Genomic DNA, 19,025 nt, shown 5'->3' with positions numbered 1-19,025 from the left:
AAAGGTTTTTTTATACTTCCAAGTGAGTTATTTGAAAATATTAGAAAAAAGGCACCTAATTGTATTTGAAATAGAATTAGTCAAACAAATTGAAATAAATATAGATTATATACTTATGATGGTAGAAAAATATCGTAAGTGTCTAACTGCGAAGATAAGAGTATTCTTGTTGACATTAAAGAAAGCTATTGGTTCTAGTATACAACTTAGAAATAAAAAAGAGCTTATCGAAGAATTTATAAAAACAGTAAATATCAATACAGATGTAGAAGGAGATTGAAGAACTTTTGTTAACATTCAGAAAAAGATTGAATTAGGAAATATAGTTGAAGAAGAAAGGTTGAAATCAGAGGAAACGAGAAGATGTATTAATAATTTATTATTTTTAAAGAATTTGTAGGGTTAAATTTTTACATTATTACAACCATATTAGTTAGATAGTATTTGAGTGATGAAATTTTGAATGGTAAACAAAAAAGAGATGATTTTTTATGCAAAATAATATTTACTATTTAAATTTATTTTTTATTAGTAACATTTTGTAACTAAAGGGATTTAATATAGTGGGAGGTGAAATAAATGAATTATAAAATTCAGCATATTCCCTTTAGTGAAGGGAAAAGACCAGGAATAAAAATAAATCCTAAATACATCACCATTCATTCCACTGCCAATGAGAAATCTTCAGCTCAAAATGAAAGAGATTGGTTGGTAAATCCTTCTAACAATAGAATTGCTAGTTGGCATATAGCAGTAGATGAAAAGGAAATAATAGAAGCTATTCCCCTAGATGAAATTGCATACCATGCTGGGGATAAAAGAGGAAATAATTTATCCATAGGCATAGAAATTTGTGAAAGTGGTAATAGAGAAAAAACATTAAAAAATGCTGCAATATTGGTATCTGATATCCTTTATAGAAAAGGTTGGGACATAGATAGAATGAGAAGACATTTTGATTGGTCAGGGAAAAATTGTCCAAGAATATTTAACTACAATAATTGGGAAGGCTGGACTAAATTCAAGAAAGATGTTTCATTAGAACTTAGTAAAATGAATGCTAGTACTTGGGCTAAAACTCCTTGGGATTGGGGAGTTAAAGAAGGAATAATAGATGGTAAAAGGCCTAAGGATTTTGCAACAAGAGAAGAAGTAATAACTATTATTTATAGATTTAAAAATAAAATAGAGAATATAAAAAACAACAAATTATAATTATTATTTTTATAGCTTTTGTACGTTTTTCTAAAAGCCCCTGAGATTTTTAGAAACTTTTCTGGATTTTAAAGGGGCTTTGGGATAGTCTGCATTTTTGTAATTTATAAAAATATATTATATTAGCATCAAAATATATCTTTGGAAGGGGATTTATTATGACCATAATAAAGGATTCTTATCCATTAGTATTAGATAGAAAATTAGCATGTATAATAGGATTAAATGAAGCATTGGTATTGGGATAGATCCACTATTGGTTGGAAAAAAATAAGGAATGTAATAGGAATTTTCATGAAGGTAGATATTGGACATACAACACCATAAAAGATTGGCAAGAGGAGTTTCCCTTTTGGAGTGAATCTACCATAAAGAGGATATTTAAAAAATTGAGGGATATAGAATTAAAAAATCCCTTGAGAAACTATCCTCGGGATTAAGAATCAACAGAGCAGGAGATGACGCAGGAGGACTAAACGAAACTTACGCAATCCTTCAAAGAATGAGAGAAATAGTAGTACATCAGCAGAAAACTTACAAGCTGCAGAAAGTAGAATTAGAGATGTAGACATGGCAAAAGAGATGATGGAATTTACAAAACAAACAATACTACAACAAGCAACTACTGCAATGCTTGCTCAAGCAAATCAAATGCCACAAATAGTATTGCAATTGTTAAGATAAGTAAGAGCATAAAGACTGGAGGATTTTACTCTGGTCTTTTTTATTTGGCACCAGTGCACCAGGGATGGACCTTATGAAACATAAATATTTTATGCCATAGGATTGGTAGGCATATATGGTAAAAGGAGCTATAGCTGTAGGTGCAAATATATTGTTAAATTTCATACTGATTTTTATTAAACTACAAAACATTTTTAATTCAATTACATAATTCCATGACTAAAGTCCATGGGACTTTTAGGTTTTTATAATATTAATAAAGGCATCAATAGCAGTTTGACTGTATTTAACTAATGAGTATCTACCTTGATTAAGACACCAATCATAAGTTAGTCCTCTCTCAATAATTGCAAACCATTCAGTTAATTCTTGATATGTATATTCACTTTTAATTTCTCTATTTTCAATCCCTTCTTTTATAATTTGCGTAATAATTTTATAATATTCTCTATCTGGATTTATTATATGTCTTCTAAACTTTGTTTTAACTTGTAGACCATATAAAGTTGCAAGTAGTGGTCTATAAGGAGAATCTTCAATATTTTTCATTACAAAGTGATCAAGTTTTTTTAATTTCTCTAATGAGCTTAAGTTAGGATCTAAGTTTTTTAACCAATGTTTATAATCCACATCAAAATAATAAGCTATGCAAAAAAGCACTTCTTCTTTTCCACTAAAGTGGTAATAAAAGGAGCCTTTAGATGTATTGGATTTTTCAATTATTTCATCAACAGTTGTCTCATCATAGCCTTTTTCTAAAAATAGTTTCCAAGCTGTATCAATTATCTTTTCTGTAATAGTTAAATTATTTTCAGTATTCTTTGTATTAGTCATAATATTTACCCCTTTTATTAAATGGTTGCTTTAATTATAACATACAGAGAAAATTTTTCAATTTACTATCATTTTGAAGATTGTTCAAACCTTGACAAAAATAATAAATAAATTTATAATGTCAATGTAGAATGAAGTACGAAATACAATTCGAAATCAAGTACTAAGATTTATATTTTAAAACTATAGGAGTGATACTGTGGAAAAGCTTAAATTGTCAGATGATTTGGATTTAAAAGAAAAAAAGAATGCCATAGAGACTAGTCTAATAATGGGATTTTTTTCAACAACAGCTAAATTTCCTATTACCTCTATGGATGAAGGGATGGAGGTTCCTAAAAACTTAAGTGAACTAAAAAATAAGTTTAAATTAGAACCTAGTTTATGGCCAGAAGATTATGTCTCTGCAATGAAAAATGCCCTGCCAGTGGAAGATATGGACTGGAGAAAGAAGAAAGGTCTTGAAAGGCTTTTTTTAAAAGGAGAGTTTTTAAAAGATAAAAATAATGATCAATTACCAGACCATTTAAACTTTAAGTTTATAGTGTCTGAGGATAGTTCTATGTCAATTATAAGGGCAGCATGTAATTTAGCCTTTAGATTTGGAATGGAAACTACAAGTTTTTCAGGTCCCATTTTAGGAGATGAAACTTGGGATGGCAATATAATTTTATTTGAATCATCAAATAAAGTAGCTATAAAATTGATAGAAGAAGAAAATAGAAGTATAGTTAAAATCACTGGTGATGGAAAAGAATTAGAAGAGTTTATTTATTACATATGTGAAACCTTTCCATTATTACCTGACAATAAAGATTGGGTATATATGCTCCAAAACATGTCAGATAGTTTAATAATGGATAATTTAGATGGACAGATAACATATCTTAATAAATATAAATCCCATAAAGATATTGATGCTTATTTTTCACCTAAAATAGAAGATAGAATTACAGAAATGAAAAAATTATATCCTAATGTAAAATTTAATAATTATAAGTCTTTAAAGAAAATATATGAAAAAGAATATAATATCCCATGGGAAGTAGATTTGTTTAAATTAGAATTAAATAAGGTACTTGATAAATTAAATAGTGGAGATAACATAAAAATATATGGTAGTTTAAGTGAAGACAAAGAAGTAAGGAAAGAGTTGAAAGAATATATAGAAAAAGAACTTGAAAAAAGATCTATTGTGCCTGAAGAAATTAATATTATCTGTAGTTATAAACAAGGATATTCTTGGATAGATGAAGTAATATTGCCTAAATTGGCTGATGAAAACATAGATAGTATAGAAATAGCCTTTAAACCATTTTTAAAGCCTGGTGAAACAGAGTGGAATGATGAAGATGGTGCAACTCCTTCATATCATAATTTATGCAAAGATGATCCAGACAATTGGTTTGATATTCCTATTAGATTTTTACAGGAATTATATCCAGTAGATGATTTAATATCCGATAGATTAAAAATAGATAGGGGAAATATAAAGTTTGTAGCCTACGAAGGTGATGAGGATATAACTTATAGATTAAAGGCGTTTTCAAAAGATGGAGAAGTATTTAGTTCAACCTATAAGGCTAGATATTCGGAAAGACCATATTTAGATGCATTTCCCAATATGGGGAAAGTACATCCATCAACAAGTTTTATCAAATTAGTAGTTAATGATGAAGAAGTATTAGACAAAAATATTAAATCAGATTTAGAAAATATTTGGGATATTTATCAAGGTGAAGTACTTAATGAGGTAATGGAATATGTAGAAAATAAAATGGAGGGCAAAGTAATAGAAAAAAACCAACCATTTTTTGCTCAATTAAAGTTGGAAGTAGATGCCTCTGAACCAGATTATAGATTACCTTTTAGAGAAGATCAAATATCTTCATTGAATGCATTTCATGAGGACATGTATTTTGTAGGTTTAGATTATTTTAAAAATTATGGTACTAAAAATGATGGGGGTATGCTAGATGCTCCAGGTTTGATTTTACCAGTGATAAGAAATAGAAAAGGAAAACCTAAATTTAAAGTTACATTATATGACCAACTATCTAAAACTCCGTGTATTAAAAAAGGAGATAAAATTATAGAAAGTGGATTTAATAGAGACTATGTAGAACTATATTTATCTGAAATTTATTTAGAAGAAGGGAAATATGTATTTAAATTAAATACAAATATAGATGATGAAATAGTTAAAAACTATGTAGAATTATTAAATAATAAAATATTAGATATAAGTGATGGTTTTAGTGGTGTGGATAAAATTGTATTTGAAACAGATACTAACAAATATATTGCAGTTGTAGAAGAAAGAGAAGAGAGTAAAAAGGATTTAAGCATTTTAGATATAGATTTGATGGAGAATGAATTAATAGGTTATGAAGATTATATAGACATAGTTTCTAAATTAAAACGTGTTGAAGGCATTGAAGTATTTAAAATAGCAGAATCTTATTTAGGAAGGGATATCTATGCTATTGAAGTGGTTCCAGAATATGAAGGCTATTTATCAAGAACTAAACGAATTAACAAACTACCTTCAGAAATTATTAATGCACGTCATCATGCCAATGAAGTTTCAAGTACTAATGCAGCATTGATACTATTAAAACGTATATTAACTGAAGAAAAATATAAGGATTTAGCAAATAAATTGAATTTAGTAATAGTTCCTATGGAAAATGTGGATGGCACTAAGATTCATTATGAATTACAAAAAGAAAATCCATACTGGAAATTACATGTAGCTAGATTTAATGCAATAGGTAAGGAGTTTTATCATGAACATTTTAATCCCCATACAATTCACACAGAAGCTATGGGATTAACTAGGTTGTGGGAGAAATATCTACCAGATATTATTGTAGATAATCATGGTGTGCCAAGTCATGAATGGGAACAGCAATTTTCAGGATATACTTCCCCTTCTTATAAAGGATTTTGGCTACCCCGCTCTTTATTATATGGATATTTTTGGATAGTAACTGATGAAGAATATAAAAGTAATTATGATTTTAATAAGAAAATGGAAGATGTAATTGCAGATAAAATTGCTGAAAATAAAAAGATTACTCGATGGAATAAAGAATGGATGGATAGATTTGAAAAATATGCTCATAGTTGGATGCCAAAGTTGTTTCCAGCAGATTACTATAAAAATATGATTAATTATTGGATTCCATTTGAATTTGATCCTAAACATAGGTATCCATCAGTAAAATTTCCATGGATTACAAGTGTTTCATATACTAGTGAAGTAGCAGATGAAACAGCTCAAGGAGAATATTTGAATTTATGTGCAAGGGCACATGTGGCTCATGATGAAGCTACTATTGAAATGCTGATGAATGGAAAAATATTATATGAGAATGAATTCACAATAGAAGATGGTTTAATTAAATTGACTCAAATTAGGCAAAGACCTATTTTAGTGTAGTAATAATATTTATTAAACTATAAAGGAGATGAATACAGTGGAGTGGATTAAATTAATAGGAGTTTTTATAGTAATTCTTGGCTTTGCGTTAAAGCTAGATTCAATTTTAATTATATTAGTAGCCTCTATAGTAACAGCTCTTGTAGGGAATATGGGAATTACAGGTTTGTTAGAAACATTTGGTACTTCCTTTGTTGCCAATAGAAGTATGGCAATATTTATATTGATTATGCTTGTGACTGGTACATTAGAAAGAAATGGATTAAGAAATGCCGCATCAGATTTAATATCAAAAGTAAAGGGAGCTTCACCAGGAAAAATCATAGGAATTTATGGAATAATGAGAGGTATATTTGCAGCATTTAATGTAGGTTTTGGTGGTGTTGCAGGATTTATAAGACCGATAATATTACCAATGGCAATAGGTGCTGTTGAATCTAAAGGAGAAAAAATTCATGAAGATCATTTAGAGGAAATTAAAGGAATGGCATCGGGTATGGAAAATGTAGCTTGGTTCTTTTGTCAAGTCTTATTTATAGGTGGTGCAGGAGGACTATTAGTTCAATCAACATTGGCATCCCTTGGATATAATGTAGAATTAATAGAATTAGCAAAGGTAGAGATACCAGTTTCAATTTTTGCGTTGGCTGTAACTATAATATATTACTATTTGAAGGATAAGAAATTGATGAAAAAATATTATGGGGCATCATTAAGGGAGGGGAAATAATATGAGTTTTTTTACAGATCCTGAGGTTTTATTAGGAACAAAATTACTTGAAATAGTTTATATTTTAATAGGACTAGTAAGTTTTAATACTGGTATTAAAAATGCATTGGATGAAAAAAATCCATCAAGATTAGGTACTGCAATATTTTGGTGTTCACTTGGAATTGTATTAGCTTTTGGAAGATGGATACCTCCAATAATTAATGGAATTTTAATAATAGTAATGACAATACCTGCTATTTTAAATAAAGTTAAGTCAGGAGAGCAGGATGAACCTACTGAAAAAGAAATGGCTCAAGCCTATAATGAAATAGGTATGAAGATATTTATACCAGCATTGGCAATGGGTGTTTCAGCAATTATTTTTGCTATATTTACAGATTTAGGAGCATTAGTAGGAGTAAGTTTTGGAGTACTTATTGCAATGGTGATTCTTAGAATTTATTCAGAAAGGAATAGTTTAAAAGTATTTTTAGATGATTCAGAAAGATTCCTTTCTTTAGTTGGTCCTCTTAGTATGCTTCCTATGCTACTTGCTAGTTTAGGAGCAATATTTACAGAGGCTGGAGTTGGAGAAGTAATAGCTCAGATAGTTGGAAATATAATTCCAGAAGGTAATGTAAATATAGGCATTGTTGTATATGCTCTTGGGATGATGTTATTTACTATGATTATGGGAAATGCATTTGCAGCAATAACTGTAATGACTGTAGGAATAGGAGGTCCATTTGTACTTAAATATGGGGCAAATCCTGCATTAGTAGGTATGTTAGCATTAACATGTGGTTATTGTGGTACTCTTCTTACACCAATGGCAGCAAATTTCAATATAGTACCAGTTGCAATATTAGATATGGAAGATGAAATGGGAGTAATTAAAAATCAAGTGATACCATCTTTATTTTTAATAGTATTTCAAATAGCATATATGATTATGTTTAAATAGTAGGAGGAAAAGTATGATAAATTATGAAGATAGGATGCTGGAAGGTGCAGATATAATAATAAAGGATTGGATGCAGCTTAATAAAAAAGATAAATTGTTAATTGTAACAGAAAAGGAGCATGAATTTGAAGCAAATCTTTTAAAACAAAGTGGACTTAAGATAACTAAAAATGTAGATATAATGATTGTAACTAACACAGGTATGCAAGTAGGAATTTACTTTGATGAAAATGAAAAAGTTTTTGATAAATATAATGCAATAATAGGTGCTACAGATTATTCAATAGTTACAACTAAAGCTGCTAAGAGAGCAATAGATAGAGGCGGAAAATTCCTATCTTTACCACTATCTGTAAGAACAGATGAATCTGTATTATCCTATGATTTTATTAGGATGAATACAGTAAAGAGTAAACTTATGGCAGGTATTATAATGAATTATATAGAAAATGCCAGCATAATTAAGGTAAAGACAGATTCAGGGACGAATTTAAATTTATATAAAGAAGGAAGAAGATCAGGATTCTTCAATGGAGTTGTAGAGGATGGAGATGGCTATTCTTCTTCAAGCTTTGAGATATATGTTCCAATAGAAGAAAATAGGACAGAAGGAATAATGATTGTAGATGGTTCATTAGGTTATATTGGAAAACCTAAGTATCCAATTAAATTAATTTTTAAAAATGGAAGAATAGTAGATATAGAAGGCAATGAAAGTGGTAATATTTTAAGAGAATATATAGAGTCTTATAGTGATGATAGAATGTACAATGCATCTGAATTGGGAATAGGATTAAATTCCTATTCTAGATGCAGAGGCAAATGTTATATAGAAGACGAATCAGCATATGGCACATATCATATTGGATTTGGTAGGAATATAGCTTTAGGTGGAGTTTATGAAGCAAGTGGACATTTTGACTTAGTAGGTTTAAAACCAAATATATACGCTGATAATAGAAAAATTATGGAAAGGGGAAGGATAATAGCTCCTCAACCTAATTTTATAACTTAACTGCAATTGCTATTAACTTTATATTTGTATGGGCATGCTTTACTTACCGTATAATACTATATGTGTGTATAAAAAACCGTCCCTAAATTTGAAGGGACGGTTAAAATTTTATTCAACAGCTTCTTTTGTTTGATCAACATTTGTTTTTAAAAACTCATTAAAATCTATTGTATTTTTTTTATTTGTTTTAGGCATATTAATTTTAACTTTTTCATTTATTTTAGAAATTTTTGTGTTAAAATCTATGTTTAATTTTAACTTTCCTGTGTTTTCTGCTAAAAGTTCTTCTTCAAAAACTTTTCCTAAAGCTTTAAGATCAAGTTCTATAGCTATTTTACCTTTTTCTCCAACTATATATCCATCTTTATTTACTGCATATTCTATAACAATACCTTCATCTCCTAATATTTTCACATTTTCTAAATTATCCATAAATTTATTAAAATTATTTTTAAATTCTGGTAAATTTTTCTTTAAATTATTTAATTCAGCTAAAACTTCTGCTTTTTCAGTATCTGATATTTCTGCAATTTTTAATACTAATTTCATATATTCTTCAAAGAATTTTATATTATTTTCATTTTCTATAGAATCATTGCCCATATATTTGATTAGATTTTTAAAGTTTTTATCATCTAATTTTACTTCATAAATAGATAATACATCTTTATCCTGAGTTTTTTGTCCTTTGTATGTAGCTATTTGGAATCCAGGATCAAAATCTTTATGATAATTTTTCATAAATTCTATTGCTTTTTCATTTATATCCTTACTAGATTTTATTAATTCTTCCATGTTAATTTCTTTTTGAGACAAATTGAGCATTTTAATGTAATCGTATAATATATACTCTTTGTTGTTTCCATCTTCTGATGGTAGTTCATTCATTAATATTTGTGGCATTTTTAAAACAGCTATCATTTTAGGTGTATCAGTTGAAAAATCTGTATCTACCCAAGTATTCATATCCATTTTCATTCCGTTAAAGTCCATAGCAGTAGTCATTTCTACCATAGATTTGGTTTTATCTTTATTTATGTTTTGTTTAGTGTTAAAATTAAATTTTAAATTTTTAAGTAAATTATTTATCTCTTCTAATTGTTCTTGAGTTTCTTCTGGAAAATCTTTAAGTTCTAAGGAAAGATTTATTGCACCTTCACTTCCCATTGATGTAATATCTTGTGTTTTTAAAAACGCATTATAAAGCTTTGTTTCATCGGTAGTGCTACATGCGGTAAACATAAGAGATAGAGCCAAAACAATTGTAATAAAAGAAATCTTTTTCATAGAATCCCCCCAATTTTTATTTCCGTAGTGTCAAATATAAAGATATATTTTGATACTTAAATCCTGATATTTAAATATTTTGTTTTAATTTAATTTGTTCGTTTTTCTCTTCTAATATTTTTATTTTATATCTTTTTTGATACTACTCTTATTTTGTATTATATACTAAAACTTGAGGGTTTTAAAGGCAAAAAAATTTATATCTGCAAATTTTAAATATTCTTCTCTTCTAATCTACGATTTATAAATTGAACAACAAAATGTTTAATTAATGCAGTAATAGGAACAGCAACAATCATACCTAATATTCCAAATAAGGATCCAAACATAAACAATGATAGCATAACAAGCAGCGGATGTAAGTTTACATTTTTACCTACCACTTTAGGAACTATGATATTGCCATCAATTTGTTGTAGTATTAATAATGTTATAAGAGCATATAATGCTTTTATGGGAGTATCACTTGCCAATGCAACTAAAATAGCTATTATAGTGGCTACTGTGGCACCAACCATGGGAATGAGATTTGAAAAACCAGATATTATCCCTATAATTACTGCATAATCTATATTTAAGATTAACAATGTAATACTTATTAGAGTTCCCATAATCAAAGCATCTATCAACTGACCACGGATATAGCCTGATATGACAAAATCAGTATTTTCCCATAAATTTTTAAGTTTTTTTGTAAAAGATATAGGGAAAATAGCATATATAAACTTATTCCACCATTCTAGCATAGTATATTTATCCATTAACAAATAAAAGCTAATTATAATTCCTACAAATATATTGATTATATATCCACCTATTTTAGCAATGGATTCAATTATTTCATTTCCTGCTTTTTGGACGATTGAAGTTGTAATGGAGATTATATTATCTATTATTTTATCCTTTTGACTTTCGGTTTTTGAGGTATATAATTTAAATTTTAATTTATTAGGTATATTAGTAAAATTATCTATAAATTCTTCCATTCCTTTTATAAGATTATGACTAAGCTTAAATCCTTCTCCATTTTTTAAGCTTAATGATATAGAATATCCCATACCTATTAATAACGCAATAATTATCGTAAAAGATATTGCAGTTGCAGCTAATCTTCTATTGCTCTTCTTTTTTCTTTTAGACCATAATTTTTTATCTAATAATTCCACCAATGGATCCAGTAGATAAGCCAATATAAGCCCAATAATAAGAGGTGAAATTAAAGAAAAAAATGTGCCTAATATTTTCCCTACAAAGTTAGCTACATCTTGTATATTTATAATAGTAAATAGTAATATTAATAGGATAACTCCAAATATTATTACATGGGTTCCTATTTTTACATATTTTTTATCTAGTTTAAATTTCATATTTTTATTCCTTTCTAAATTAAAAGATATTTTTATAAAATGTGATTTAACTAAAATTATAACATTAAATATGCATATTTAAAACATTTATTTTACGTGTACCAGGGATGGATCTTTTTGCATTCTGTAGTATAGTTTCTACAGAATATATTTTAGACTTGTAGTAATGAAAAAGCATAGAAGATGGATGGTTTCTTGCAATTTTTGTTTAATATTATTGAATAATAATAAACAAATGTCGTCGATCTAAATTTTAGTGATAATATCAAGGGTAGAAGCTTTAAAAGAAGATATAATTTTTAATAATTTTGTAGATATATATTTATCAAAAAAACACAAGAAAAGTACTTGAAACACATATATAAATGGCTTTTATACAAAAGTATAAAAGTACATTTATATGTATAATAATGAATAAATATCGTCGATCCTAGGTAGTGCAAAAACCCTCGGAGATCGACGACAAAATATTTTTTAGAGGAAATAGCATAAAATCAATATCTATACTACAAAAATCAAAAAAAGGAGTAGTAAATTTTTTGATTTTTCCTATTTGACAAAAAATGAAAAAAGTAGTAATATCAATATATGGATGTGTTTATAGTCTACCTATAAGGAATTGAAACTGATGGTGTTTTCGATTCTAGGGGTTTAGTTTATTAGTTTATAGTCTACCTATAAGGAATTGAAACTAACTCAATTTGATAGAATGATTGATAGGCAGATCCGGTTTATAGTCTACCTATAAGGAATTGAAACATCTTTCCCTCTTGTTTCGTAATGTTTCTGGCTTAGGTTTATAGTCTACCTATAAGGAATTGAAACTTGCAAATGATTTGGGCTATGGAAAAAACATATAAAAGTTTATAGTCTACCTATAAGGAATTGAAACCCAAGTGGGGAACTGGTGAAGAAGTTCCCTAGCCCTGTTTATAGTCTACCTATAAGGAATTGAAACAAAGATTTGTACATCTTTGTTCAGCCAAACAAAATAAGTTTATAGTCTACCTATAAGGAATTGAAACGAGGAGGGCAATGATATGAAAAAGATCGTCATTGAGTTTATAGTCTACCTATAAGGAATTGAAACTATTGAAATTGGTTTCGATTGTGGACCAAGCTCCACGTTTATAGTCTACCTATAAGGAATTGAAACGCAGCTATAATTGGAGTACCTGGTTCAATTATATTCCGTTTATAGTCTACCTATAAGGAATTGAAACCGCCTCGGCGGCAGGGACTGCCTCTGTTGCCCTAGGTGTTTATAGTCTACCTATAAGGAATTGAAACGATGATTTAGGGGCAGAAAATACAACAGATTGGGCGTTTATAGTCTACCTATAAGGAATTGAAACACTTCAAAGACAACTAGCTAAAAAACAAAAAGGTAGGTTTATAGTCTACCTATAAGGAATTGAAACGTTTGGTTCCACTCTTTTATTTTGTTTATTCCTTCACTTGTTTATAGTCTACCTATAAGGAATTGAAACTTCTCATAGGAATGGTAACCAGAAACATAGTCACCTTTGTTTATAGTCTACCTATAAGGAATTGAAACTCACCTGCTTTGCAAGGGGCTATACCCGCCCCTATCTCGTTTATAGTCTACCTATAAGGAATTGAAACTCTGGCTCATACTTAATCCTAATTAGGTCTTGATTGGTTTATAGTCTACCTATAAGGAATTGAAACAAGCACCTTGATTGACTTCCCCATCGTTTCCGATTAGTTTATAGTCTACCTATAAGGAATTGAAACCCATATCCTGGTATATTTTTTACGTGCAAAATTTCTGGTTTATAGTCTACCTATAAGGAATTGAAACTTAGTTATTTTACTCCACAACTCTTTATTATCAATAGTTTATAGTCTACCTATAAGGAATTGAAACTCATTGAGTGGGTGGCAGAAAAAAAGGAAGCAGATTGTTTATAGTCTACCTATAAGGAATTGAAACCATTTGCAACTAGCTGCCATTTCATATTCAATCCCATTGTTTATAGTCTACCTATAAGGAATTGAAACGCTATGGGAAAGGGGACATAATCAAATTTGGATTAGGGTTTATAGTCTACCTATAAGGAATTGAAACAAGAATGGAGAAAAAACGAAGGCAGAGAATTTGATTTGTTTATAGTCTACCTATAAGGAATTGAAACTCACGAAAGGGCTCTAGCTTTTTCTCATCTTCTATTGCGTTTATAGTCTACCTATAAGGAATTGAAACATTGGGGAATAGATGGATATAGGGGCGGAATGATTGTTTATAGTCTACCTATAAGGAATTGAAACTTTGCTCCCTTTTTCCCCCAAACTTGCCCTACAACAGTTTATAGTCTACCTATAAGGAATTGAAACTGGCAGAAGTACGAAGTAGAGAATCTTATATGGATAAGGTTTATAGTCTACCTATAAGGAATTGAAACAAGCTTCAGTAAATACATCACTTGCACCACTTGCTCGTTTATAGTCTACCTATAAGGAATTGAAACGCTGCTAATATACGGTTGTGTCCCGCCACTATCTCAGTTTATAGTCTACCTATAAGGAATTGAAACTGATAGACCTACAAACAGACGCAACACAGGCAGCTAAGTTTATAGTCTACCTATAAGGAATTGAAACTCAATGATATATGCAGGGGAGATAGAGAGATAGCAAAGTTTATAGTCTACCTATAAGGAATTGAAACCAGAAAAAATCAGCTGTAGAATTAGCTAAAGACCTTGGTTTATAGTCTACCTATAAGGAATTGAAACGAAAGAAGTATAAAAGAGTTTGGATGGACTAATCCTATAGTTTATAGTCTACCTATAAGGAATTGAAACAATCTGTTTTTGGTTTTTTTATAACTTCATAATCAGAAGTTTATAGTCTACCTATAAGGAATTGAAACTATGATGACGCCATAAAAGGAATAGCTGAAACAATGTTTATAGTCTACCTATAAGGAATTGAAACCATCATCAAACTTACTTTTTGGTATCCATCTGCCATCGTTTATAGTCTACCTATAAGGAATTGAAACCAATTTGACTAAAACTATGTGGTAATGTAAAGCCAGTGTTTATAGTCTACCTATAAGGAATTGAAACTTTTTGGGTAAAAATGGAACGAGGTGGTGATATGAAAGTTTATAGTCTACCTATAAGGAATTGAAACCAAATAGTGCTGCCCCTTTCTTTTTCCTCCTCCCTCCCGTTTATAGTCTACCTATAAGGAATTGAAACTCCGCAATAAAGACATTTTATGATTATGCAATAGAACAGTTTATAGTCTACCTATAAGGAATTGAAACAATAATGGATCCGTATGTTGTTCTTTTGTGTATGATAGGTTTATAGTCTACCTATAAGGAATTGAAACAAGAATAGAGAACGTAAAATTGAATATCAAAGGCAATTGTTTATAGTCTACCTATAAGGAATTGAAACGAAGTCGACTTTGATGTCTGTTTCTTCTCCTGTGATGGTTTATAGTCTACCTATAAGGAATTGAAACTCAATCATTCACATCGGGAGTAACATCAGATACGTATGGTTTATAGTCTACCTATAAGGAATTGAAACTCACAATCCGACCATTGGGTGAAAGAATATAAAAGGGTTTATAGTCTACCTATAAGGAATTGAAACGAAAAGGAGAAGGAGGAAAAACTGAAAACAAAAAACTGTTTATAGTCTACCTATAAGGAATTGAAACATGTTGGTAGTAAATTTTACTCTCATTTAATCCCTCCGTTTATAGTCTACCTATAAGGAATTGAAACGGTGCTGCTTCAAACACTGCATTAAGTTCTTCCCCAGTTTATAGTCTACCTATAAGGAATTGAAACTTTAAAATAGATCTTTGACACCTTTAAAGTATTGACAGTTTATAGTCTACCTATAAGGAATTGAAACTGAAATTCTAAGGTTTCATTGTCAAGTCTATTTGTTTTGTTTATAGTCTACCTATAAGGAATTGAAACTTTTGATATCCGGCTCTTTTATCCCTTTTAATGCAACGTTTATAGTCTACCTATAAGGAATTGAAACCCATATTCCCTAAGCCGATAAATGGCTGTGGTAAAATTTATAGTCTACCTATAAGGAATTGAAACTCTTTTTTTAAAGCTTTTATCATTTCTTTTCTTTCTTGTTTATAGTCTACCTATAAGGAATTGAAACTCTTTTTTTAAAGCTTTTATCATTTCTTTTCTTTCTTGTTTATAGTCTACCTATAAGGAATTGAAACTCTGGAGTATCAGATACCAAGATTGAAGATGGAAGATGTTTATAGTCTACCTATAAGGAATTGAAACTCCTTAACGTCCTCTTGATGTAGTGATCCATTTCATTGTTTATAGTCTACCTATAAGGAATTGAAACTCCAGGATGGGGTATCTAAAAGGGTAGCAGTAGTTGAGTTTATAGTCTACCTATAAGGAATTGAAACCTACTGCTATTTGCTCTCTGGTTTCTGCTACTTCTTGTTTATAGTCTACCTATAAGGAATTGAAACACTCCTTTGTGTCTGCAACTATAATTTTATTTAAAATGTTTATAGTCTACCTATAAGGAATTGAAACTAATATCTCTCTTTTTTATGTTTACTTTCCCGAACCGTTTATAGTCTACCTATAAGGAATTGAAACTTTTGATATCCGGCTCTTTTATCCCTTTTAATGCAACGTTTATAGTCTACCTATAAGGAATTGAAACCCATATTCCCTAAGCCGATAAATGGCTGTGGTAAAATTTATAGTCTACCTATAAGGAATTGAAACTAACTAAAGAAATCAATGACGCTGCTATTGAACATCGTTTATAGTCTACCTATAAGGAATTGAAACTTACCTTTGTTTAGTGATGATGCGAGTAGAATTGCGGTTTATAGTCTACCTATAAGGAATTGAAACTAGTAAAACATTTCTTCAAGATGTGTTAGTTTGGAAGTTTATAGTTTACCTATAAGGAATTGAAACTATAATAGTGAAATAGGTGATGATATGAATTATAAAGGTTTATAGTCTACCTATAAGGAATTGAAACGCTGCCAAAAACAATATACACCTATTCAAGAAAAAGGGTTTATAGTCTACCTATAAGGAATTGAAACATTTCTTTTTCTTCTTCTTTTGCTTTTTTATTATTTTCGTTTATAGTCTACCTATAAGGAATTGAAACATTTTTTCAGCAGCTTGAGATTTTTGTTCAGGCATTACGTTTATAGTCTACCTCAGCCTTACAGAGTAAATATATTTCGAGCAAAATAATTCCCAAAAGTAGTATAGTGAAAAACGATATAATATAAGCATATATGTATTGATATCACTATACTTCAAAAGGGACTATGATGGGAAAAACAACAATAAAACAAAAGCGATAAAAAGAAAAGGAATAAATTTTTTCGTAGAGTTTTTAAAGATTCAAAGGCATTTCTTTAAAGAAATGAATTCAAAAAATTAAGATATGTAAAAAATAATAGGAAATATCTTCAAGGCTATTAGAATCTTTTCAATGAGATACTCTAAGCCTTGAAGATATTGTTAATTTAAACAAACCATACAAATATGTTATTTGTGACAATTAAATTATGTTAAAGGTTGTGGTAAATGAAAAGAATAAAATTCCTTTGTGTTTTTATGCTTATTGAAAAGTTATTATGGGTAATTAATTACGATAAACTTCTAATGGGTCCATTTTCTTCCGATATTAGTAAGCCATAGGGAAAAAATTATTACCCATACTAGAACAATGGATCCTTGATATATTAAAAACTCATTATATGTCATTAGATTATTCAAAACCTCTGTTACCCCAATGCTAGGTATTAATACAAATAGCTTATGGGTCCATTCTGGTAAAAGCTCATATACTGAAACTATTAAAAAAAGACTTACCATAACTATTGAAGATAGAGCAGAACCACTTTGAGAAGATTCTATCTTTAACCCAATTATAGCTCCTATTTGAACAAATATAATCCCGCCAACTAACATAGGTATTAATAATGGAAAAATACTACTATTAAAACCTTCATTGATTAAATACACAGCAATTTGGGAGAACATGGAAAGTACTAAAATAGCAAATCCTTTAGCAAAAATAATTTGACCAAAGTTTAATGGAGAACATAATAGAGCATCAATGGTTTTAGCTTCCCTTTCTTCAATTAAATTAGGTCCCGTTAACATGATACCAACCATTACCTGTGCAAATAGGATCCAAATTGATAGAAGTAAAAATTCTTGATCAGCCATTTTCATTGTTGTTGTAATAATCTTAGACATAAATATTGGCAATAAAACTACTGCTAATATTGCTGGGTTCCTCAAAAGGTTAATAATTTCATGTTTTATAAGTATTAGTGTATTCCTCAACTTAATTCCCTCCCTGTTAATACTGCAAAAACTTCTGCTAGTGAATTTCCACTTGTATTCATACTAATCAATTTCCCTTGACTAGTTAATTGAGATATTAATTTTTCAGTTTCTGTGGCTCTGGATTCCAACCTTTTAATTACAACACTATCATTGTCTACATATTTTATTTCGATTTCCTCTTTTAAATACTTGGATTTTAGTTCTGTGGGTTTTCCAATTGCTACAAGCTTTCCATTATGCATAATTCCAACACGATGACTTAATTCATCGGCCTCATGCATATCATGAGTAGTTAAAACTACTGTTGTTCCCTGTTCATTAAGTTTTTTAATATATTGATGAATCAAACTAGCTGTATTTGGATCTAGACCACTTGTTGGTTCATCTAGTATAAGAACTTTGGGTTTATGTAGCAAAGCTCTTCCTATTAATACTCTCTGTTTCCATCCTTTAGATAATTTTTCCACCTTCACATCTTGCTTATCACATAGCTGTAGATCTTCCATAACTTCATTGATACGATCATCTTTCAAGCCGTACAACTCTGCAAATATCTTTAGATTATTTTTTATTGACGCTCTCATATAGAGGTTTGGTAATTCAAAAACAACGCCAATATCTTTATAAATTAGTTTTTTATTTTTTAATACATCAATGCCATTGACCCATATTTCTCCTTCATTTGGCTCTAATAATCCAATAATCATTTTTATTGTTGTGGTTTTACCAGCTCCATTAGGACCCAAGAATCCAAATAACTCCCCTTTTTCAATTGTAAATGATATACCATCTACAACATTTTTGTGGTTATAAGTTTTCACTACATTCTTAAGAGTGATCAAGTTTTTACCTCCTTATATAATAGATTTTGTTATTTTATCATGTTTCAACATTGATTTTAATAATAGATAATTTAATCTTTAAAAGAAATAAAAATAGTTGGTGATCTAAGGTTTTACTACCATTTATATGTAGCATTTTATTTGTAGGATAATAAATTATTAGTTAGGCTATAATGATAAGTATTTTTACGTATTTCATCCTTTGGATTAACAATAGGACAAGAACATAAGCTAAATTCATATGTATTCATCTTATTTGATATAATTGCCCAATTAAAATTATCAAAAGTCCT

General features: G+C 29.4%; 12 protein-coding genes and 1 CRISPR repeat array. Of the genes, 7 read left to right on the top strand and 5 right to left on the bottom strand.

Going from position 1 to position 19,025, the window contains the following annotated elements:
• The first annotated feature begins 31 nt into the window (after nucleotides 1-31).
• The 3 genes from JL105_RS08670 to JL105_RS08660 all read left to right on the top strand — a co-directional run bounded on the left by JL105_RS08670 (nucleotide 32) and on the right by JL105_RS08660 (nucleotide 1,899).
• On the top strand, nucleotides 32-280 hold the full coding sequence (locus tag JL105_RS08670; protein WP_158280010.1) for a type I restriction endonuclease subunit R, EcoR124 family: 249 nt from the start codon (nucleotides 32-34) through the stop codon (nucleotides 278-280).
• A gap of 299 nt (nucleotides 281-579) precedes the next feature.
• On the top strand, nucleotides 580-1,215 hold the full coding sequence (locus JL105_RS08665) for a peptidoglycan recognition protein family protein (protein ID WP_132027469.1): 636 nt from the start codon (nucleotides 580-582) through the stop codon (nucleotides 1,213-1,215).
• Between the two features lie 555 nt (nucleotides 1,216-1,770).
• Nucleotides 1,771-1,899 (top strand): flagellin, encoded by a 129-nt coding sequence (locus JL105_RS08660; RefSeq protein WP_337907534.1) that lies wholly within the window; start codon nucleotides 1,771-1,773, stop codon nucleotides 1,897-1,899.
• A 237-nt stretch (nucleotides 1,900-2,136) separates the two neighbouring features.
• Here the strand turns inward: JL105_RS08660 and JL105_RS08655 are convergent, their stop codons facing one another.
• Nucleotides 2,137-2,733, bottom strand: coding sequence for a TetR/AcrR family transcriptional regulator (locus JL105_RS08655; protein WP_132027467.1), 597 nt, complete (start codon nucleotides 2,731-2,733; stop codon nucleotides 2,137-2,139).
• A gap of 199 nt (nucleotides 2,734-2,932) precedes the next feature.
• Here JL105_RS08655 and JL105_RS08650 point away from each other — a divergent pair, with 199 nt between their 5' ends.
• The 4 genes from JL105_RS08650 to JL105_RS08635 are packed head-to-tail and all read left to right on the top strand — an operon-like array spanning nucleotide 2,933 to nucleotide 8,869.
• The gene (locus JL105_RS08650; RefSeq protein ID WP_202690491.1) at nucleotides 2,933-6,178 is read left to right on the top strand and encodes a M14 family metallopeptidase; all 3,246 of its coding nucleotides are present in this window, start codon (nucleotides 2,933-2,935) and stop codon (nucleotides 6,176-6,178) included.
• Nucleotides 6,179-6,215: 37 nt separating this feature from the next.
• On the top strand, nucleotides 6,216-6,908 hold the full coding sequence (locus JL105_RS08645; RefSeq protein WP_132027465.1) for a DUF969 domain-containing protein: 693 nt from the start codon (nucleotides 6,216-6,218) through the stop codon (nucleotides 6,906-6,908).
• Nucleotide 6,909: 1 nt separating this feature from the next.
• Nucleotides 6,910-7,854, top strand: coding sequence for a DUF979 domain-containing protein (locus tag JL105_RS08640; protein WP_132027463.1), 945 nt, complete (start codon nucleotides 6,910-6,912; stop codon nucleotides 7,852-7,854).
• A 13-nt stretch (nucleotides 7,855-7,867) separates the two neighbouring features.
• Nucleotides 7,868-8,869 (top strand): 2,5-dihydroxypyridine 5,6-dioxygenase NicX family protein, encoded by a 1,002-nt coding sequence (locus tag JL105_RS08635; protein WP_202690489.1) that lies wholly within the window; start codon nucleotides 7,868-7,870, stop codon nucleotides 8,867-8,869.
• A 108-nt stretch (nucleotides 8,870-8,977) separates the two neighbouring features.
• Here JL105_RS08635 and JL105_RS08630 read toward each other — a convergent pair whose 3' ends face one another.
• The 4 genes from JL105_RS08630 to JL105_RS08615 form a co-directional block, all read right to left on the bottom strand.
• On the bottom strand, nucleotides 8,978-10,156 hold the full coding sequence (locus JL105_RS08630) for a hypothetical protein (protein WP_132027461.1): 1,179 nt from the start codon (nucleotides 10,154-10,156) through the stop codon (nucleotides 8,978-8,980).
• Between the two features lie 212 nt (nucleotides 10,157-10,368).
• Nucleotides 10,369-11,523: an AI-2E family transporter gene (locus JL105_RS08625; protein ID WP_132027459.1), complete on the bottom strand. Its 1,155-nt coding sequence runs from the start codon at nucleotides 11,521-11,523 to the stop codon at nucleotides 10,369-10,371.
• 596 nt (nucleotides 11,524-12,119) lie between these two features.
• Nucleotides 12,120-16,691: a CRISPR direct-repeat array (repeat unit 30 nt; unit sequence GTTTATAGTCTACCTATAAGGAATTGAAAC).
• 503 nt (nucleotides 16,692-17,194) lie between these two features.
• Complete coding sequence (locus tag JL105_RS08620) at nucleotides 17,195-17,887, bottom strand: ABC transporter permease (protein ID WP_132027457.1); 693 nt, start codon at nucleotides 17,885-17,887, stop codon at nucleotides 17,195-17,197.
• Entirely contained in the window at nucleotides 17,884-18,732 is an 849-nt protein-coding gene (locus tag JL105_RS08615) for an ABC transporter ATP-binding protein (protein ID WP_132027455.1), read from the bottom strand. Before JL105_RS08615 ends, JL105_RS08620 begins: the two co-directional genes overlap by 4 nt.
• Nucleotides 18,733-19,025 lie beyond the last annotated feature (293 nt).

The organism is Keratinibaculum paraultunense (assembly GCF_016767175.1).
Classification (GTDB): domain Bacteria; phylum Bacillota; class Clostridia; order Tissierellales; family Tepidimicrobiaceae; genus Keratinibaculum; species Keratinibaculum paraultunense.
This window is presented reverse-complemented; position numbering and strand designations above follow the sequence as displayed.

What these genes read in the sequence shown, in the direction of transcription:
- JL105_RS08665 (WP_132027469.1), top strand. Translation starts at nt 580, where the DNA reads ATGAATTATAAAATTCAGCATATTCCCTTTAGTGAAGGGAAAAGACCA.
- JL105_RS08655 (WP_132027467.1), bottom strand. Translation starts at nt 2,733, where the DNA reads ATGACTAATACAAAGAATACTGAAAATAATTTAACTATTACAGAAAAG.
- JL105_RS08640 (WP_132027463.1), top strand. Translation starts at nt 6,910, where the DNA reads ATGAGTTTTTTTACAGATCCTGAGGTTTTATTAGGAACAAAATTACTT.
- JL105_RS08635 (WP_202690489.1), top strand. Translation starts at nt 7,868, where the DNA reads ATGATAAATTATGAAGATAGGATGCTGGAAGGTGCAGATATAATAATA.
- JL105_RS08630 (WP_132027461.1), bottom strand. Translation starts at nt 10,156, where the DNA reads ATGAAAAAGATTTCTTTTATTACAATTGTTTTGGCTCTATCTCTTATG.
- JL105_RS08625 (WP_132027459.1), bottom strand. Translation starts at nt 11,523, where the DNA reads ATGAAATTTAAACTAGATAAAAAATATGTAAAAATAGGAACCCATGTA.